The following is an 18,697-nucleotide window of genomic DNA, read 5'->3' as shown; positions in this document are numbered from 1 at the left end:
TTGACTATACTAGATACCTCCCTTATAACTTATTGTTCTTATTATATTTGGATAGACCCTATGCCGTTTAAACAGCCATTCAGATTCATCTGCATTATTCTTTGTATTATTTTTACTGGTGCTGTTTATGCCGCAGATAATATCAAAGAACAAAAAGTGCTCACCGCGATACCACAAGCGCATCAATTTATAAGTGAACATAAAGGACGCTTTAATGGCAAGAGCATTAATTATACCGCCACCGCCGGAGAAACTTATTTAAGAGATAAGCATGGCAAGGAAACAGCCAGTATTTTTACCTTTGCTTATACCAAAAAAAATAACAAGAAAGGAGAAATTCGACCCGTTACCTTTATCTGGAATGGCGGGCCAGGTTCGGCATCAACGTGGTTACATATGGGAGCGTTTGGACCCAAGCGAGTAAAAGTACCTAGTGAGGCACAATTTCCCGGCGCTGCTCCTTACCCTATTTTAGATACAGCAGAATCTATACTCGATGTTTCAGATTTAGTGTTTATTGATCCTGTCGGTACCGGTTTTTCTCGCGCATTAGGCGAACACGAAGGGAGAGAGTTCTGGGGATTGACTGAAGATGCCGCTTCGATGGCTGAATTTATTAGAACTTGGATCACAGAAAATGGTCGTTGGAATTCTCCTCGTTTTTTATTGGGCGAAAGTTACGGCACAACTCGTGCGGCAGCGGTCGCTAAAATTTTAGAGAATGATCTATCAATTAGCTTAAACGGTATCATCTTTATCTCGCAAGCATTAGATTACCAAGGCTCGAGCCCTTATATTCGAGATAATTTAATCTCTCATATTACTTATTTACCAACGATGGCAGCTGCGGCGGTTTATCATGGCAAAGTCAAACCAAAACCTGAAAATTTGGCTAACTTTCTTACCGAAGCACGATCATTCGCCACTGATGAGTTAATGCCGGCATTATTCAAAGGCAATACCATAAGTGATGCAACTAAAAATCATATTAACGACAGATTAGCCTATTTTACCGGCCTTACCCCCTCATATATTGATAGAGCAGATCTACGTATTCAAGGCTTTCATTTTGCTAAAGAGCTGTTACGGGACAAAGGTTTATCGATAGGCTTGTTAGACGCACGTTACACGGTTGACGAAGTTGATGATTTAAAAGCAACGTCTGATTATGATGCCAGTCGGGTAATTTCATCCGCATTTAATTCAGCGCTAATGAGCTATATTCGCAGCGACTTAGGTGTCGATTGGAATCGCACGTATTTATCACCCGCAGACGATGAACTGTCGAGTCAGTGGAGCTGGCGCACAGCACCAAAAAATAAAGCTTGGGAGCCCACTTACGTCAATACGGCACACGATTTATCAAAGGCTTTACGTATTAACCCTACACTTAAGGTCTTTGTTGCTTCTGGCTATTACGACTTAGTAACACCATTTTTTGATGCTGAATACACCTTAAATCGCCACGGAATAAAGTCTGAACAAATTCAATATAAATACTATCACGGTGGTCATATGATGTACGTTAATGAGCCTACCCGCATAGATTTATTGAATGACACCCGAGTATTTATTCAACAACAAACAAAGTAAGTAATCTTCAAATCTGATCATCCAGCGCGAGTGAGCTTACATTGGCCAAAAATGTTACTCACTTAGCCTTTAATATGGCGTTTAGTTTTACGCGTTGCTTGTGCATTGGCGGGGTCATCCGGCCAAAAATGCTTGGGATATTTTGACCTCATATCCTTTTGCACCTCACGATAACTGCCCTGCCAAAATGCCACTAGATCTTGGGTTATTTGAATGGGCCGCTGAGCTGGCGACAATAGTTCGATAATCAAGGCGACTTGGCTATTATGATTTTTGTCGCCGACCGATGGCGTGATACTCACGCCATATAATTCCTGCATAGGTAAAGAAACAATAGGGGCTTGGTCTAAGCTATAGCGAATTTTGCATTTTCGCCCCGTTGGCCCGGTAAAGTAACTGGGGGCGAGTTGGTTAAATATTTGTTGTTGTTGATAACTTAACTGAGTGAGTAATACTTCAGAAAAATTCAGCTTATCAAGTTGCGCTTTACTGATAATGTCAGCTAAATAAGGCCCAAGCCATTGCTCCAACGTTGTTAGCAAATGCGTTTCACTGACATTTTCAAAGGCCAAATGGTTTTGCGTTTGATTAAGCCAGCGCCAGCGTAATAAAAGCTGCTGTGTTTGTTCGTCAAATTTAAGCCAACTGAGCCCACGTTTTCGAATTTGTTGACACCAACATTCAACTAATAACTCAGCCGAAAGTTTTTGTCTGGTGTTTTCTTCGCTGATAACGAGTGAACCAATCACTTGTTGATTAGCACAACGTATGCGATTTTGCTTATGATCAAAATGCAGCTGTGTTTTACTTGCTACTTCGACTACTTGCCAATTAAGTGCTTGCGATAGGCTAATCTCGGCTGCTAAAGCTATCGCTAAGGTTTGTTGACGTTGAAAAAATTGTACAGCAACAAGGTACTTTTTATCAGCTAAAGCATCATTGTTGCTCATGACTAATCCTTTGCCATAAGCGGTTAAGTAATTACCCTGATGATCTCTTTGCTTAGCTAAACGCTCCGGGTAAGCCAGCATCAGTAATAAGCCACTACACTGCAGCGGCAATTGTGTAGCATTATTACAAAAGCGCTTTGTTGTGTTGGCACTGCCAGCAGTTTTATTATTGTTAATGTGACTATGTTGTTGGTTCGCCACTCGATATAAACGCTGGGCTTGTTGAATTATTCGTAGATGCTGTGGCTTTTTAGCTTGCTGTAAAAGTTGTATGATTCGCTGCGTTATATCGCAGTTATCTGCCCGCTGTTCTGCACTAAAAATGTCACGTTCTTCTAATAAAGCCGCATATAAGCAAGCCAATGTTAATAAATGTTCAACTTGTTGGCTTTGCTCAAGTTGTGCTGCCGCTAACAACATTTTCGCAAATCGCGGGTGACAAGGAAAAGCCGCCGCCAATTTACCGTCTCCGGTTAACTGGTGCTGCGCTGACACCAAGCCTAAGTCGGTTAACTCCTGCCAAGCTAATTGCTCATTTTTAGCATTAGGCATTTCGATCATCGGCAGTTGCGCGCAAGCATTTGCTCCCCACCTTGCCACTTCCATCAACATTGGTAGTAAATCTGCTTGCTGAATTTCACTACCACTTTGCTCATTTCTGCGTTCAAAATCATCTTTACTGTATAAGCGAATACAATGGCCGGCTTGTAAACGCCCTGCTCTACCAGCTCGTTGAATAGCTGACGATTTTGCAATACTACGTTGGCTTAATTTGTTGTTCAGTGTTTGTACATCGTAAATGGCAACATTTTCCAAACCAGAATCAATAACTAAATCAACACCTTCAATAGTTAAACTGGTTTCGGCAATATTGGTTGCTAGCACTAACTTGTGATGATCTCGCGGCGCAGGAGCAATAGCTTGCTGCTGCTGTTGTAATGACAACTCACCGTACAATGGACACAACGTCATGTTTTCAGGCATAAAGGGCTGTAATTGCTCAGCTAAATAGCGAATATCGCCAGTGCCTGGCAAGAACATTAATATCGAACCTTGGTGTGCGTTTACTACAGATTTCAACACTGATAACGCATGCTGACGCCAAAAACGTGCATTACTCGGCGCTTGATAGCTAATATCAACCGGATAACTGCGGCCTTTACTTTCCAATGCTATCGCATCAGGCAACTGCTGGTTTATCGCTTGTGTAGCTAAAGTCGCTGACATCAACAATATTTTTAAATCTTCTCGCAAGCCTTGTTGAATGTCCCGCGTTAATGCAAAAGCTAAATCGGCGTTGAGCGAACGCTCATGAAACTCATCAAAGACAACTAAACCACAACCCGAGAGTTCAGCATCGTGTTGAATTATTTGCGTTAAAATACCTTCAGTAATGACTTCTAGTCGGGTGTTTTTTGAAGTTTTACTTTCATTACGTAACCGATACCCCACCGTTTCGCCAACATTTTCACCCAGTTGCTGCGCTAAGTAACATGCAATATTTTTTGCCGCTAAACGCCGAGGCTGTAAAAGGTATATTTTTTGATCCGATAAACAAGCTAAATCTAACAACCATAACGGTAAGCAAGTTGATTTCCCAGCACCTGGAGGTGCGGTTAACAATAAAGTTTGATACTGATTTAATGCCGCAATAACATCATCTTTAATATCATCGATAGGCAGTTTTTTGGCCGTTAGCATCATAAATTATATAGCGTTGTTGTAAGTTTAAAGTTTTATGGCTGCCATGTTAACATATCAAGGGTATAGCTTTAATTGTCAATTATAGCTAAGCGATTAAAACCATTTTTACATTGTAAATAGCTAAAATAATAATCGCTATTTTTATCTATCTAAGAAAGGCGTAGTTATGAATAAACGTATGTTTCTTGCCTTAGATATTTCAGGCGCTGATAAAGCAAAAATTGCTCAATGGCGAGAGCAATACTTATCGTTACCATTTAGAGCAATAGATAAGCAAAACTTTCATGTAACCTTGGCATTTCTCGGTTTAGTAAATAAAGATCAACAAGCGAATTTAGAGAAATTAATTAGCCAGCAGCACAACCTGATTCAACAACAGCTAACGCCTTTAGTTGAAGAAACTAAAACCTTGTCTTTGCTCTTATCAAAAGTGGGTTATTTCAAAACAGCTCAAGTATTACATCTTATGCCAACGGTATGTCCTGACTGGTTAATTTATTTAAATAAAACCATGGTTGAATTAAGCTTCAAATGCGATATATCGATTGAAAACAAAGGCTATCTACCGCATCTAAGCTTATATCGTAAAGCAAAACATTCATTGTCTAACACCAACAAAACTCTTGAAAAAACAGCGTTTAAACAACCATTAAGTATTACGAGCTTTAGCTTATATCACTCATATTCTTCTGAGATAGGCGTAAGGTATGAGCCAGTTAAGACTTGGAAAATAAATTCTTAACGGTTATTTTATATACAAATAAAACTGGCAAAAATTTAAATCTATGCTTACTTGGCAAGAGTAAAAAATACTGCTATCACTTATCACCCTGTTTGAAATGGAGTTGGACAATGGAAACCATAGTAGAAGATAAATATTCAATAGCATCGCGATCGAACATTTTACAAGTAGAAGCCTTTGGTCCATTTAATGACCGTGTAACAGAACAATATATCGAGGATATGTACAGTGCATGTGATCAATTTTCTGGTCAACCTTGGGGCTTATTAATTGCTTTTTATGGTAACAGTGTTTTTTCACCTGAAGCTGAAGAAGCGCTAATCAAGGTTAATAAATATCGTGTAAAACAGGGATTAGTAGCCAACGCGAGTGTTTTAATTGATAGCAGCACTGCCGATATTCAACAATTACAATTACGAAGAATTTACCAAGCCTGTAATATTACCTTTTATGTATTTAGCGATATCAACAGTGCAAAATCTTGGTTAGAACAATATTTACAATGCGTCTAACAAGATTAGAAAATTAATGATAGCCCAATACAACCTGATTAAAGCCAGCACTAAAATTTAGCAGCCATTGCTAGGAAGTAATTATATAGCGATCATTTGGGTGTTTTAAAAAAAGTATATAAAAAAATAATTAATGCTAACGGCGGAAAAACCATCGCAAGTAAAATGAATAATGCATCTTTTAAAGGCTTGGGGCTTTTAGTTTGCAACACAAAATATGCGACAGCCGCTAAAACCAATGAAAACAAAATGTAATATCCCACGTAAGTATAATTAATCATGGTTTTGCCTTTTAAATACAAACGAAAATATTATTGCAGTTTTTGTTATTCGCACAGACTACCATGCCAATAGATCTTTAGCTTCCCTGCAAGTTGACAGCATAAATGCCGAGCTCCTAATGATATATGCCTTGAAACTGATAACAAGAATCAAAGCATAATTAGATATTTATTCTGGACACTTTTAATATAGCTGAATCAGTCTCAGCTTTTGTTTACCACTGCCACCCCTTGTTAGCGAATAGCGAAAGCTTGTAACCTCCGCCATCCTCATCAATGTTTTAATCTAGGGACTAATGGTTAGATATTAAATCTGCAATAGTAGCAATACCAAGACCAGTTGCGCCCGCGGCCCATAAGCCAGATTCAGCACCGTTATACGCGCCTGCTAAATCAAAATGTAACCAACCAGCACCGCCATTATCGACAAAGCGTGATAAAAAGCCTGCAGCATTACTTGCACCACCTGCACCGCCACCTTTTATTGTGCGACTATTTGCCGTATCCGCAAATACCGATGGACATTTATCTTGATGCCAAGGCTCTAAAGGTAATTGCCAAATTGCTTCACCGGTAGCTTTTGCTGAAGTTTGCGCTTTTGCTGCTACGTCATTATCAAGTGCGAATAATGCTGTGTAATCACCACCTGTTGCACTAACTGCCGCACCCGTTAACGTGGCCGCATCGATAATCATAGGCGCGCCTGTTTCACTTGCCGCCATTAAACCATCAGCCAGTACAAGACGACCTTCTGCATCGGTGTTAGCTATTTCACAAGTTACGCCGTTTTTATAAGTAATAATATCGCCAAGTTTATAGGCGTCGCGACTGATCATGTTTTCTGCACAGCAAAGGTACAGCTTAACTCGTTGATTTAAACCTTGCTTCATTGCCAAAGCTAACGCGCCAGCAACAACGGCAGCACCGCCCATATCGCATTTCATATCAAACATACCGGCGTTACTTTTAATACTATAACCACCGCTGTCAAAAGTAATTCCTTTACCGACTAAGCATGCGGTTACCTGAGCGTTGTCGTCGCCAGTAGGATTAAAATCAAGCTCAAGCAAACAGGGCTCGTTAATACTGCCCTTACCAACATTGTAGATACCCATCCATTGTTGTTCTTTCAGCGCTTCACCTTGAATAAGACGAGTAGAAACATGCTTGGGTGCAAGATTTTTAATATAGTCAGAGGCTAATTGTGCCAGCTTTAATGGGTAAAGCTCTGCGGGCGTCTGGTTAGTTAAATCACGACTCCAAGCATAAACAGCGAGCTTATTGCTCAAGCGTTCAATTAAGGCTGGTTCACCACAAAAGCTGATATTTTCTAATTTATTGACACAGCTAAAACCTAAAGCAAATGCCCACTGACTCGCTTCATCCCATGCATCGCCTTGTAAAGCGGCATGTATAATGTCTAATTTTTCTATTTTTCGCGCTGCCATTTGAATTTTTCGTAAGCGATAAGCGGCATCTTGAGGTAAATAGATAGCAATATTATCTTCGGAAATTTGAAGCATTTTATCTTGCTGCCAACCTTGTGCGTTATTAGTTGTCGTTAACGTTATTGAAACTGGAACGGAATTAGCTGTGGTCATGTTATCGCCTTTACATATATTTTAAGCGGTTAGTTTACACTACATAAGTAAATAATTAACCTAAACACATTAGTTAACCAATCAGGATTTTTGATTCGGTATAGACTACATGTTAGATCTGTCAATATAGCTTTAATACCAAGTACTTGGTATCAAATATGGTCTGTAGTTAATAATGCTTCAGTAAGTAACAAAGGACAATAGTATGACCTCTACATTTAAGGCGCTGAGGAGTTTCCCAGAAAAAACAAAGTATTTTCAAATACCACATTTAGAATGGCAAGAGAATTAACGCTCATTTATTTTTTAATGCATTGTAATACCGGCTCAAAGTCACATCCCTATGGCAACGGAAGTTTGAAGAATGACGATTTGTACATGGCAAAAAATATCAACCTCAGCCAACCTAGGTAACTGAAAGTAAATAAGACGTCTGCTACGCAATTAGCAGTTCAACCTTGTATAACGTAAAATAAACAAAATTTATAATATATTTAGCTCAATGGAAATTAACCTTAAAAAAGCCAGCTTAATTAAACGATACAAACGTTTCCTTGCCGACATTACCTTAGAAAATGGCAGTGATTGTACAATCCATGTTGCAAATACAGGCGCTATGACTGGCTGTGCTGTGCCCGATGATGCAGTTTGGTATAGCACTTCTGACAACCTTAAACGTAAATACCCCTTTAGCTGGGAATTAACACAAACTCAAAAAAATCACTTTATTTGTGTTAATACTATTCGCGCAAATCAACTGGCTGAACACGCTATTTTAAATGGCACTATCGCTGAGTTACAAGGTTTTAAAGCATTAAACCGTGAAGTAAAATATGGAGAAGAAAATAGTAAAATTGATTTTCACCTTTTAGATAAAGATGGCCGTGAAACTTTTATTGAGGTCAAAAGTGTTACCTTATTAGAAGAAAATCAGGGTTATTTTCCTGATGCAGTTACGCTACGTGGGCAAAAACATTTACGCGAGTTAATAGCGATGGCAGAAAAAGGTCACCGAGCCGTACTTTTATTTGCCATACTTCATTCTGGTATCAATGATATAAAACCTGCAGAACATATTGATGCCAAATACACAAAATTATTGCGTGAAGCGAGCCAACAAGGCGTTGAAATCATAGCTTACAAAGCTATATTCCAAAAAGAGGAAAACAGTTTTATTATCAATTTAGCTAATAAGGCACCGGTAATACTTTAACGACAACAAATAAATAGCGACGATAATGATTGACGGGAGGGCTATAAACTTGCTAAAAGGGCTTGCTCAAAATTTATTGCCACCTTGATTGAAATGTAGACAGCGATATAAATTAAAAAATATTTATCCTTTTATCGTAATTAATTATCAATTCAGCCTTGAATTTCGTATGAGCTAACACAATATATGTGGGATATTTTAAGCCTATATAAATTGGCGGTTGCAACCAAGCGATGAAGTTACATGAAGTAACCTATATTCATCGATTTAGGTCTAGTAGCATTAGGAGAATTACCATGCCAACACAGAAAACATTGGGTATTTTAGCATTAGCAGGCGTTAACCCTTACGTTGAAAAATCCAAAGAAGAATACATGAACGCTGCGCAACTAGAACATTTCAAGAAAATTCTAGACGCGTGGCGTATACAACTTCGTCAAGAAGTAGACCGTACCGTATCGCACATGCAGGATGAAGCAGCTAACTTTCCTGACCCTGTTGACCGAGCGGCTCAAGAAGAAGAGTTCAGTCTTGAATTACGTACACGTGATCGTGAACGTAAACTGATCAAAAAAATTGAAAAAACCTTACAACTTATCGAAGATGACGATTTTGGTTTTTGTAACTCTTGTGGCATTGAAATCGGCATTCGTCGTTTAGAAGCCCGTCCAACAGCTGATCTTTGTATTGAATGTAAAACTTTACAAGAAATCAAAGAACGTCAACTAGCAGGTTAACACCTTCTACTTGTTGGAACTTTATAAACCTTTGCGACCCGATATTGCACAGCAATACCGTGGTCGCTTTGCTCCTTCCCCTTCCGGTTTTTTACATTTCGGTTCATTAATTGCTGCTCTGGCAAGTTATCTAGACGCTAAACATAATAATGGCCAATGGCTAGTTAGAATTGAAGATATTGATCCTCCACGGGAAAAAGCAGGTGCAAGTGCCCAAATCCTAAAAACACTAGAACTTTTTGGTCTACATTGGGATGAAGATGTACTTTACCAAAGTCAGCAAAGTCCGGTTTATCGTGCAGTATTAGCCGAGCTATCACAACAAAATCTCAGTTATTATTGTTGCTGTACTCGCGCTCAAATTAAAGCCGAAGGTGGTATCTACCAAGGCCATTGCCGACAACTAGCGCAACCCAAAAATAGCAGTGCAATTCGCGTAATTAATAACTTGGGTATCTCACAATATAATGACCTTATTCAAGGCCAAGTAACCTGTAACAAAGAACTTGCTCAAGAAGATTTTATCGTATTAAGAAAAGACGGCCTATTTGCTTATCAATTAGCGGTTGTCGTTGACGATATCTATCAAAATATTAGCCATATTATTCGCGGTTGTGACTTACTTGAACCGACAGCGAGACAATTAAGTTTTTATCAAATATTGCAACATACTGCCCCTAAATTCGGCCACTTTCCACTAGCCGTAACAGCAGCAGGCTTTAAATTAAGCAAACAAAATAACGCGCCTGAAATAGATCAAAGAAATCCCATACCTTCCCTCTTATTAGCCTTAAAATTCCTAGGTCAACAACCACCTAAGGAATTAAAATACGCCAGTGTCACTGAACTTTTAAGCTGGGCAATCACCCACTGGTCAATCACTCAAGTGCCAAAATCACAAGAAATAGTTTTATAAGCCGTTTTTTTTCACACTGTTTTCATTCTCTTTTCCCTTACACTGTTATATCATTGCGCGAGAAATTTAATGATAAAACTGGGGTCCACCATTATCAAAAGCGTCATCAACTTGTGTAAAAAAGTACTCGGAAAAGCACGAAAAAATAACTCGAATCAGCCATCATTTGAACAGCCAATTATACTTTCTCGTGATCAGCACCCTGTATCTAGAAAACACATGAGTCACAATGCCTTAAAAGTATTGTATCGCTTAAATAAAGGAGGCTATGACGCTTATTTAGTGGGCGGTGGTGTCCGCGATATTATCTTAGGTTTAGAACCTAAAGATTTTGATATTGCCACCAACGCAACCCCAGAGCAAATTAAGACTTTATTTCGAAACTGTCGACTTATTGGTCGTCGCTTTCGCCTCGCACATATTGTTTTTGGTCGTGAAATTATTGAAGTAGCCACATTTAGGGGCCATCACGACAGCGATGAAGATAAAAACTGTCAAAAAACATCTAAGCAAAGTGAAGATGGCATGCTTTTGCGTGACAACATATATGGCAGTATTGAAGAAGACGCTGAACGTCGTGACTTCACCATAAACGCGCTTTATTACTCAGCTAAAGACTTTAAAGTTTATGACTTTGCTAATGGTGTTGCTGATGTTTACGCTAAACAAATCCGCTTAATTGGTGATCCTGAAACACGCTACCGTGAAGATCCGGTTAGAATGTTACGTGCTATACGCTTTGCTACAAAATTAGACATGGAAATTCATCCTGATACTAAAGCACCAATAAAATCTCTTGCACCACTGATGGCAAATATTCCACCAGCGCGTTTGTTTGAAGAATTTTTAAAGCTGTTCATGTCAGGTAAAGCGGTAGAAAATTTTGAGCTGCTAAGAAATTACAGCTTATTTCAGTATTTTTTCCCCGCAGTTGATCAACAACTTAATCAAAAATCTCAGCTATATATAGCCGATTTTATTGCTTTAGCGATGAAGAATACCGATTATCGCGTTAATAATGATCAGCGTGTTACACCCGCATTTTTATTTGCTGCAATGCTTTGGTACCCAATGCAAGAGCATATACAACGCTTAAATCGTGAAACTAAGTTGACACCACAAGATGCATTTTTTGGTGCATTAAGTGAAGTAATGTCAGAGCAACAACGCAGTATTGCGATACCAAAACGCTTTCAAGCGGTAATGAAAGATATTTGGATTTTACAAGAAAAATTGGCTCGCCGAGATGGAAAACGTGCATTTAAAGCGCTTGAACATCCTAAATTTAGAGCCGGATATGACTTTTTGTTATTGCGCGCCGAAATAGAAACTGCTGCAGATAGTCATGTCGAGCACGGCTCTTCGCTTCAGGAACTTGCCAAATGGTGGGGAGACTTTCAAGAGTGCAATGTTGAAACACAGCAAGTAATGGTAAAAAGCATAGTCCCCAGTAAAAATGGACCTCGTCGCACAACAAGAAAGCGTAGAAAGCCTCGCGTAGAAAGTTCGAGTAGCGACGCGTAATGGCATTAACCTATATTGGTTTAGGCAGTAACTTATCTGATCCGCAAGCGCAGATATGCTCTGCGTTGGATAAATTAAAGCAACTTGAGCGATGCAAAGTAACTCAGGTGTCTTCTTTGTATTTCAGTCGCCCTATGGGACCGCAAGATCAACCTGATTACATGAATGCCGTGATCGCACTTGAAACAAATTTAAGTGCAATAGAATTACTTGAGCAGCTACAAAGTATTGAAAACAATGCCGGTCGAGTTCGTAAAGACAATCGCTGGGGTGCTCGAGTGCTAGATTTAGATATTCTCTTATTTGATCAGCAAATAATTAACACAGAACGTTTAACAATTCCTCATTATGGCTTAAAGTCTCGAGAGTTTGTTTTACTTCCGTTAGCTGAAATCGCACCCAATTTAGTTTTACCTGACTGTGATAGTATTCAAGAACTGGCAAATCAGATTGATAATAATGGACTAAAAATTCACAGTAAGTTAAGTTAGAATATAAACTCTAAAATCAGCAAGATTAATGATGCATCATAACCAACGGAATATAATATGGCTAAAATAACAACCGCCACCTTAATGAAAATGAAACAACAAGGTGAAAAAATTACCACTATTACCGCCTATGATGCCAGTTTTGCAAAGATATTTGATCAAGCAGGTATTCATGCGATATTGATCGGTGACTCACTAGGCATGGTTTTACAAGGCCATGACGACACTCTACCTGTTGATATTGACCACATGGCCTATCATACACAAAGTGTAAAGCGCGGAGTGGAAAACACCCTCATTATTGCTGACATGCCTTTTATGAGCTATGCGACCACAGAGCAAGCTTATATAAACGCCACCAAGTTAATGCAAGCTGGTGCTAGCATAGTAAAACTTGAAGGCGGTGAATGGTTAGAAGAAACGATAAAAGGCCTAGTAGAGCGTGGTATCCCTGTTTGTGCTCATTTAGGATTAACACCACAGTCGGTGAATGTATTTGGTGGTTTTAAAGTACAAGGTAGAGAGAGTGACAAAGCCCTTGAGATGATAGAACATGCCAAAGCATTAGAAGCTGCAGGCGCACAGTTATTAGTGCTTGAGTGTATTCCAAGTGGTTTGGGTAAAGCTATTACAGAAGCCGTGTCGATTCCGACTATTGGAATTGGCGCAGGTAAAGATACTGATGGACAAATTTTAGTTATGCATGACGCCCTAGGTATCTCTTGTAGTTACATGCCAAAATTCTCACGCAACTTTTTAATCGATACTGGCGATATAAAAAAAGCAATCGAGTTGTATATTGACGAAGTCAGCAAGGGTAATTTTCCTGGCCCTGAACATATTTTTAAATAGCTGAAACTAATTGTCATTAAAACAACAGTCTTCAACATCGAGTAGAAAGTAGAAAAACCATGCAAACAATTGAAAAAATTTCGAATTTACGCGGCGAAATTAATCTCTGGCGACAGCAAGGCCTTAAAATTGCTTTTGTGCCAACCATGGGCAACTTACATAAAGGGCATATTGCCCTAGTAGAAAAAGCCAAATTGGTTGCTGATAAAGTGGTTGCCAGCATTTTTGTCAACCCGATGCAATTTGGCGCAAATGAAGATATCGACAATTACCCAAGCACAATGCCTGAGGATAAAGAAAAGTTACTTGCTGCTGGTTGTGATTTATTATTTACACCAACGCCCGCGATTATTTATCCTAAAGGCGTAGATAACCAAAGTTATGTTGAGGTGCCTAATGTTTCTCAAAGCTACTGTGGTGAAAGTCGCCCTGGGCATTTTCGTGGAGTGACAACCGTCGTTTGTAAGCTGTTCAATTTAGTCCAACCCGATATTGCCTGTTTTGGTTTAAAAGACTACCAACAGGTTCAAGTCATTCAAATTATGGTTGAAGACTTATCTATGCCGATTGAGATAATACCGGTCGAAACCGTTCGAGAGCCCTCAGGCTTAGCGCTAAGTTCTCGTAATAATTATTTAAGTGAAGCAGAAAAAGAAATCGCCGCGGCTTTAAGTCAAAATATTCAATGGTTAGCGAAAGAAATTCAACATAGTACTGACTTTATTGGTTTAGCAAGAAAAGCCGCCGAGTATATTAATAATGCAGGAATGAGAACCGATTATATTCATATTTGTCATGCTCGCACTTTACAGCCAGCAAGTGAAGACGATAAAGAATTAGTTATTCTCGCAGCAGCACATTGTGGCAAAGCAAGGTTAATCGATAACCTACAGGTAAAATTAGCTTAAGCTATTTGCTAGATTATGAGTGAGATGGCTATTGCACATTGCACATTTAGAGAATAAAGCGACTCTTTGGTAAGTCGCTTTTTTTTTCCTGAAAATAAGCCTTTAGCTCATCGACAATAATAAGGGTAAAAAGCGTTCACTTTCTTGCGCCAATTGAGCCTGTTCAGCTAATACGTCTTGTAGAATAGTTTTTGTGGTCAGCGGATTCGCTAATACAACACGAAAGACTAAAGTTTTTCGCCCTTGGTATTTCTGTACTTCAATACGGGTACGAGAAACAAAAGACTTACCATTTTCACGTTGTCTTTTTTGGATGAATTCTGTCAACTTATCCAGCAATACGTTAATGTTTTCTTGTTCAACATCACTAGCGTTAGCCAGCAACTTTTGCACACTACTTGGATTATAGCGATAAGTTAACAAGCATAGTTCAGGCTTAGTAACCAATTCAAAATCAGCATGCTGCTCGATTAATTGAGCAAAATAATTAGCTTTTTCAATACTGCCATTAATCAGCAATTCATAGCCTGGACGGCTGATCACATGCAAAGCGGCATAGACCAACATTGCCATACCTGGACGCGAACCTTCTAAAGTATGACTTCCTAAATCTTTTGAGCCTTTGCGTAAAATATACTCAGCATGATGCTCAATCGCAGCAACAGAGGCCGGGTTTTTAAATACCACTAGCCCTGCTCCCATCGGCACATACATTTGTTTATGTGCGTCGATAGTGACCGAGTCAGCCAACTCAATGCCTTTTAATAATGGGCGATACTTATTCGATAATAAGGTTGCTCCACCCCAAGCAGCATCAACATGAAAATGCGCATTATAGCGTTGAGCTATATCAGCTATTTTATCAAGCGGGTCTATATTGCCGGTTTCTGTTGTGCCTGCAACACCGACAATACTAAGTACTTGAATATTTTCACGTGCTAACTGCTGACATTTTTCTTCAAGCAGTTGGCAGTCAATTTTATTATTTTCATCGGTTGGAATAGCAATAACACTGTCTTGGCCTATACCTAAGACATCTGCCGACTTTTTCAGTGAATAATGTCCACGAGCTGACACTAAGATAGCTAAGCCGTCATAGTTATAATGTTTAAGTGCCTTGAATAAGCCCTCACGTGCTACACCTTTAAAATCACCATCCGGTTTTAATAAGTTATTACGTGCAACCCAAAGTGCCGTTAAATTAGCGACAGTGCCGCCTGAGCAAAATGCGCCTAATGAGTGATTCGCACTATGCATCCATTGTTGATAAAACGGCTCTTCATCTTGATAAACTAAACGATGCATCATACCAAGCACTTGCCGTTCCATTGGGGTAAATGCTTTTGACGTTTCAATTTTTACCAAATTTTGATTTAAGCCAATCATCAGTTTTGATAACGGTAAAATAAAGTACGGTAATGCAGAGGTCATATGACCGATGAAATTTGGACTTGAGGTATGAACAGATTGAGACACAAGCTTATCAAGTAAGTGGTGCATGTGATCTGAAACAAAAGCAGGATCTTCAGGGATCTGCGAGTCAGCAAAATCTTTTTCAATTTCGCTCAAGGCTTGTTCTGTCGCTGCGATGTGCGAACCTAGGAAGCCAGCCAAGTTTTGAGATATCTCACTCTCTACGCGACCCAATGTAGAATTGGGTGCAACAGGAATGGTAAAAATACGATGTAAAGACTCTTCAGAAACTTTTGCTGCGCGTTTATTCACCGTCATACTTGTTCACTATTAACGACTTGCTCTAAGCAAGCTGATATTGATGTAAGACCGGCACTTTAATAAAAAACAAGTCAAAAGTCTCGTTATTTTCATTTCAGTTGTGCTTTCAAACAAAGTTAATCTGGATAGTCAGCTGAGTATGACTTCGCTGAAATAGTACAAAGCTCTGCTCTGTTCCAGGCTAACCGAGTAGTTCCAGGCTAACCGAGTAAGGTCGCGATATAAACCAAACCAAGTTCAACTATTGCCAAACTACTTAAAGCCATCATAAATACCGTTTTTTTAATATTATTAGTCATGTTATTCATCCTAAATTACAGTTGATATACAAAAGTAATATCAACATTTAGGCCAAAAATATAATCACATGATATATAAGAGAAAAATAAACAAACCGAACTATAAACAAAATTAAAGCACTGTAATAATTGGCTAAATTTTTGTTAATTTAACCAATTATTAGTTTTAGCTTAAGGCAATATTATTTACAAATATGTAGCTGCCAACATTGCTGACCACTGGCATGAAACTTTGCTTCGAATGGAGTTAAAGGCTGAGTAACGTTAACCGTGGATATGTCGCCCTTAAAAGATAAAACACTCGCGGCTACTTGAAACTCTTCTAAGTAAAGTAGCCAATTACTGCGTAAAATAATCTCTTGCCCAACGGCAATAATTTGTGGAAAAACTGCGCTACCATGCCAGCGTCTCTGGACATGTTTAGCTTTCGGCCAAGGGTTGGGATATAAAATATAATGCTTTGTAACTGGCCAATTAGCAGCCACCACTAGGCGATAAAAGTCATTTAAATCAGCACGAACTAAGTGATAATTTTCTACTTTACCTTGACCGTTATCATGTTCTACCTCGTCAACATTACGGTTAATTCTATGAGCAGATTTATCCACCCCAATCACTAAAGCAGCTGGATTTTGTTTTGCTAATAAACGCGTACTTTGACCAACACCACAACACGAATCCAGAATAACTTCGCCGATAAACGCCTGAACAACCTTATTTATCTCATCAAAAGCTTGTTGAGTATGTGCTTGTATCGGCTTTTGTGACGGATGTGCAATGTGTTTATTAACAATCTCAGCCAACTTTTCATGTATACCAGGTTGGTTGGTTACAATGGCTTTAGAGTCACCGGTTATTTCTGTGTTGTTCATTACGTGCTTACCTATAAATGCTAAATTTAACGCTGGCTGAATATTAGCTTCTTAAGCCAATACCTTTAGTAATTAACACCATAGCAATGGTGTATAAACTGACAATAAACACGCCCAATACCGCAAATGACAAGGTTAAACTGACATCAGATATACCTAAAAAACCATACCTAAAGGCATTAACCATATACACAATCGGGTTAATTTGTGAGACACCTTGCCAAAAATCAGGTAACAAACTAATAGAATAAAACACACCACCTAAATAAGTCAGTGGCGTTAATATAAACGTTGGGATAATAGATATGTCGTCAAAACTACCCGCAAAAATTGCGTTAATTAAACCACCTAAAGCAAAGGTAGCTGAAGTCAGTGCAACCGTTACAATAATCACCCAAATATTATGGATTTGTATATCAACAAAAAACATTGAGACTATCGTGACAATACCGCCCACTAACATACCACGTGCCATTCCGCCGCCAACATAACCAGCAACAATAACCCAATTAGGTACTGGAGCCACGAGCATTTCTTCAACATTTCGCTGCCACTTGGCACTGAAAAATGACGAGGCGACATTGGAGTATGAGTTAGTTATAACACTCATCATGATCAAACCAGGCACAATAAATGACATGTAATCAAAGCCGCCCATTTGTCCAATACGCGAACCTATTAACGAACCAAAGATGACAAAATACAAGCTAATAGTTATCGCTGGTGGTACTAATGTTTGTACCCAAATACGCATAAAACGGTGTATTTCTTTGTGCATAATACTTTTAAGCGCAATGATATTTCTAGATGATGCCATGATATTTATTCCTTATTTGCGCTTTTGCTCGCTGCTTGACCGCTACCCACTAGCCCTACAAACAGCTCTTCTAGTCGATTACTCTTATTACGCATACTTAACACATCAATGCCTTGTTTATTGAGCTCGATAAACACTGAGTTGATGGTTTGGCTTTTTTTAACGTCAACTTCTAAGGTGTGTCCGTCAATAAATCTAGAGCTTAATTCTGCCAACTCGGTAGGTGCGCTATTGGGCTTTAAATCGAAAACAAAAGTTTCAACATCTAATTTAGCTAATAGCGATTTCATATCCGTATTTTCAACAATAATGCCGGAGTCAATAATGGCAATGTTACGACACAGCATTTCTGCTTCTTCTAAATAATGCGTGGTGAGTATAATCGTGATGCCTTGCTTATTTAGCACACGTAAAAACTCCCACATTGAACGTCTAAGTTCAATATCTACACCGGCAGTAGGTTCGTCGAGTATTAACATTTGAGGCTCATGCATTAATGCGCGAGCAATCATTAAACGGCGCTTCATGCCACCTGAAAGCATACGGGCTGCATCGTTGCGCTTTTCCCATAAATTTAATTGCTTTAAATATTTTTCAGCACGCTGAACCGCTACTTTTCGTTCGACACCATAATATCCAGCTTGGTTTACCAAGATTTTCATTAAGGATTCAAATTGGTTGAAGTTAAACTCTTGTGGTACTAAACCTATAAAGCTTTTCGCTGTTTCAAGCTCTTGATCAATATCATGGCCAAAAACTTCAACTTTACCGGCGGTTTTATTCACTAATGACGTGATAATACCTATGGTAGTGGACTTACCCGCACCATTAGGGCCAAGTAAAGCAAAGAAGTCTCCTTGGTTTACAGTAAGATCGATACCTTTAAGTGCTTCAAAACCACCTTTATAGGTTTTCTTTAATCCAGATATTTTCAATGCTGATAGCATAGCG

Annotated in this window: 17 protein-coding genes; 11 read left to right on the top strand and 6 right to left on the bottom strand. The window is 39.0% G+C overall.

The genetic code is table 11. From position 1 onward, the window contains the following. Positions 1-60 precede the first annotated feature (60 nt). Positions 61-1,593, top strand: coding sequence for a S10 family peptidase (locus B5D82_RS11490; RefSeq protein WP_081151669.1), 1,533 nt, complete (start codon positions 61-63; stop codon positions 1,591-1,593). A 62-nt stretch (positions 1,594-1,655) separates the two neighbouring features. On the opposite strand, the gene hrpB is transcribed toward B5D82_RS11490, so the two are convergent. After that, positions 1,656-4,247 carry an ATP-dependent helicase HrpB gene (hrpB, locus tag B5D82_RS11485; RefSeq protein WP_245807459.1) on the bottom strand — a complete coding sequence of 864 codons (2,592 nt, stop codon included), beginning with the start codon at positions 4,245-4,247 and terminating at the stop codon, positions 1,656-1,658. A gap of 166 nt (positions 4,248-4,413) precedes the next feature. Between hrpB and thpR the strand changes: the two genes are divergently transcribed. From thpR to B5D82_RS19895, 3 genes are all read left to right on the top strand, one after another. Further along, positions 4,414-4,989, top strand: a complete 576-nt coding sequence (gene thpR, locus B5D82_RS11480) for an RNA 2',3'-cyclic phosphodiesterase (protein ID WP_081151667.1) — start codon at positions 4,414-4,416, stop codon at positions 4,987-4,989. Positions 4,990-5,099: 110 nt separating this feature from the next. Further along, positions 5,100-5,501 (top strand): hypothetical protein, encoded by a 402-nt coding sequence (locus B5D82_RS11475; protein WP_081151666.1) that lies wholly within the window; start codon positions 5,100-5,102, stop codon positions 5,499-5,501. A 96-nt stretch (positions 5,502-5,597) separates the two neighbouring features. Continuing rightward, positions 5,598-5,756, top strand: coding sequence for a hypothetical protein (locus tag B5D82_RS19895; RefSeq protein WP_157673884.1), 159 nt, complete (start codon positions 5,598-5,600; stop codon positions 5,754-5,756). A gap of 319 nt (positions 5,757-6,075) precedes the next feature. Here B5D82_RS19895 and pepB read toward each other — a convergent pair whose 3' ends face one another. Beyond that, positions 6,076-7,383, bottom strand: coding sequence for an aminopeptidase PepB (pepB, locus tag B5D82_RS11465; protein WP_081151663.1), 1,308 nt, complete (start codon positions 7,381-7,383; stop codon positions 6,076-6,078). Positions 7,384-7,885: 502 nt separating this feature from the next. On the opposite strand from pepB, the gene sfsA reads away from it, so the two are divergent. From sfsA to panC, 7 genes are all read left to right on the top strand, one after another. Continuing rightward, on the top strand, positions 7,886-8,596 hold the full coding sequence (gene sfsA / locus B5D82_RS11460; RefSeq protein WP_081151661.1) for a DNA/RNA nuclease SfsA: 711 nt from the start codon (positions 7,886-7,888) through the stop codon (positions 8,594-8,596). Between the two features lie 296 nt (positions 8,597-8,892). Next, complete coding sequence (dksA, locus tag B5D82_RS11455) at positions 8,893-9,333, top strand: RNA polymerase-binding protein DksA (protein ID WP_081151660.1); 441 nt, start codon at positions 8,893-8,895, stop codon at positions 9,331-9,333. 31 nt (positions 9,334-9,364) lie between these two features. Next, positions 9,365-10,249: a tRNA glutamyl-Q(34) synthetase GluQRS gene (gene gluQRS, locus B5D82_RS11450; protein WP_081154462.1), complete on the top strand. Its 885-nt coding sequence runs from the start codon at positions 9,365-9,367 to the stop codon at positions 10,247-10,249. 69 nt (positions 10,250-10,318) lie between these two features. Next, positions 10,319-11,773 (top strand): polynucleotide adenylyltransferase PcnB, encoded by a 1,455-nt coding sequence (gene pcnB / locus B5D82_RS11445; RefSeq protein WP_081151658.1) that lies wholly within the window; start codon positions 10,319-10,321, stop codon positions 11,771-11,773. Then, complete coding sequence (gene folK / locus B5D82_RS11440) at positions 11,773-12,264, top strand: 2-amino-4-hydroxy-6-hydroxymethyldihydropteridine diphosphokinase (protein WP_081151657.1); 492 nt, start codon at positions 11,773-11,775, stop codon at positions 12,262-12,264. The genes pcnB and folK overlap by 1 nt, the downstream gene beginning before the upstream one ends. A gap of 57 nt (positions 12,265-12,321) precedes the next feature. Continuing rightward, a complete protein-coding gene (gene panB / locus B5D82_RS11435; protein ID WP_081151655.1) occupies positions 12,322-13,116 on the top strand; it encodes a 3-methyl-2-oxobutanoate hydroxymethyltransferase in 795 nt (264 codons plus the stop codon). Positions 13,117-13,175: 59 nt separating this feature from the next. Next, positions 13,176-14,024 (top strand): pantoate--beta-alanine ligase, encoded by an 849-nt coding sequence (gene panC, locus B5D82_RS11430; protein WP_081151654.1) that lies wholly within the window; start codon positions 13,176-13,178, stop codon positions 14,022-14,024. Positions 14,025-14,126: 102 nt separating this feature from the next. On the opposite strand, the gene panP is transcribed toward panC, so the two are convergent. The 4 genes from panP to B5D82_RS11410 all read right to left on the bottom strand — a co-directional run bounded on the left by panP (position 14,127) and on the right by B5D82_RS11410 (position 18,693). After that, a complete protein-coding gene (gene panP, locus B5D82_RS11425) occupies positions 14,127-15,755 on the bottom strand; it encodes a pyridoxal-dependent aspartate 1-decarboxylase PanP (RefSeq protein WP_081151652.1) in 1,629 nt (542 codons plus the stop codon). A 484-nt stretch (positions 15,756-16,239) separates the two neighbouring features. After that, positions 16,240-16,929 (bottom strand): tRNA (guanine(46)-N(7))-methyltransferase TrmB, encoded by a 690-nt coding sequence (gene trmB, locus B5D82_RS11420; protein ID WP_081151651.1) that lies wholly within the window; start codon positions 16,927-16,929, stop codon positions 16,240-16,242. Between the two features lie 43 nt (positions 16,930-16,972). Continuing rightward, a complete protein-coding gene (locus B5D82_RS11415) occupies positions 16,973-17,746 on the bottom strand; it encodes an ABC transporter permease (RefSeq protein ID WP_081151649.1) in 774 nt (257 codons plus the stop codon). A 5-nt stretch (positions 17,747-17,751) separates the two neighbouring features. Then, positions 17,752-18,693, bottom strand: coding sequence for an ABC transporter ATP-binding protein (locus B5D82_RS11410; RefSeq protein WP_081151647.1), 942 nt, complete (start codon positions 18,691-18,693; stop codon positions 17,752-17,754). Positions 18,694-18,697: the final 4 nt, after the last annotated feature.

Origin of the sequence: Cognaticolwellia beringensis, from assembly GCF_002076895.1 — a bacterium.
In the GTDB taxonomy this organism is placed as follows: domain Bacteria; phylum Pseudomonadota; class Gammaproteobacteria; order Enterobacterales; family Alteromonadaceae; genus Cognaticolwellia; species Cognaticolwellia beringensis.
This window is presented reverse-complemented; position numbering and strand designations above follow the sequence as displayed.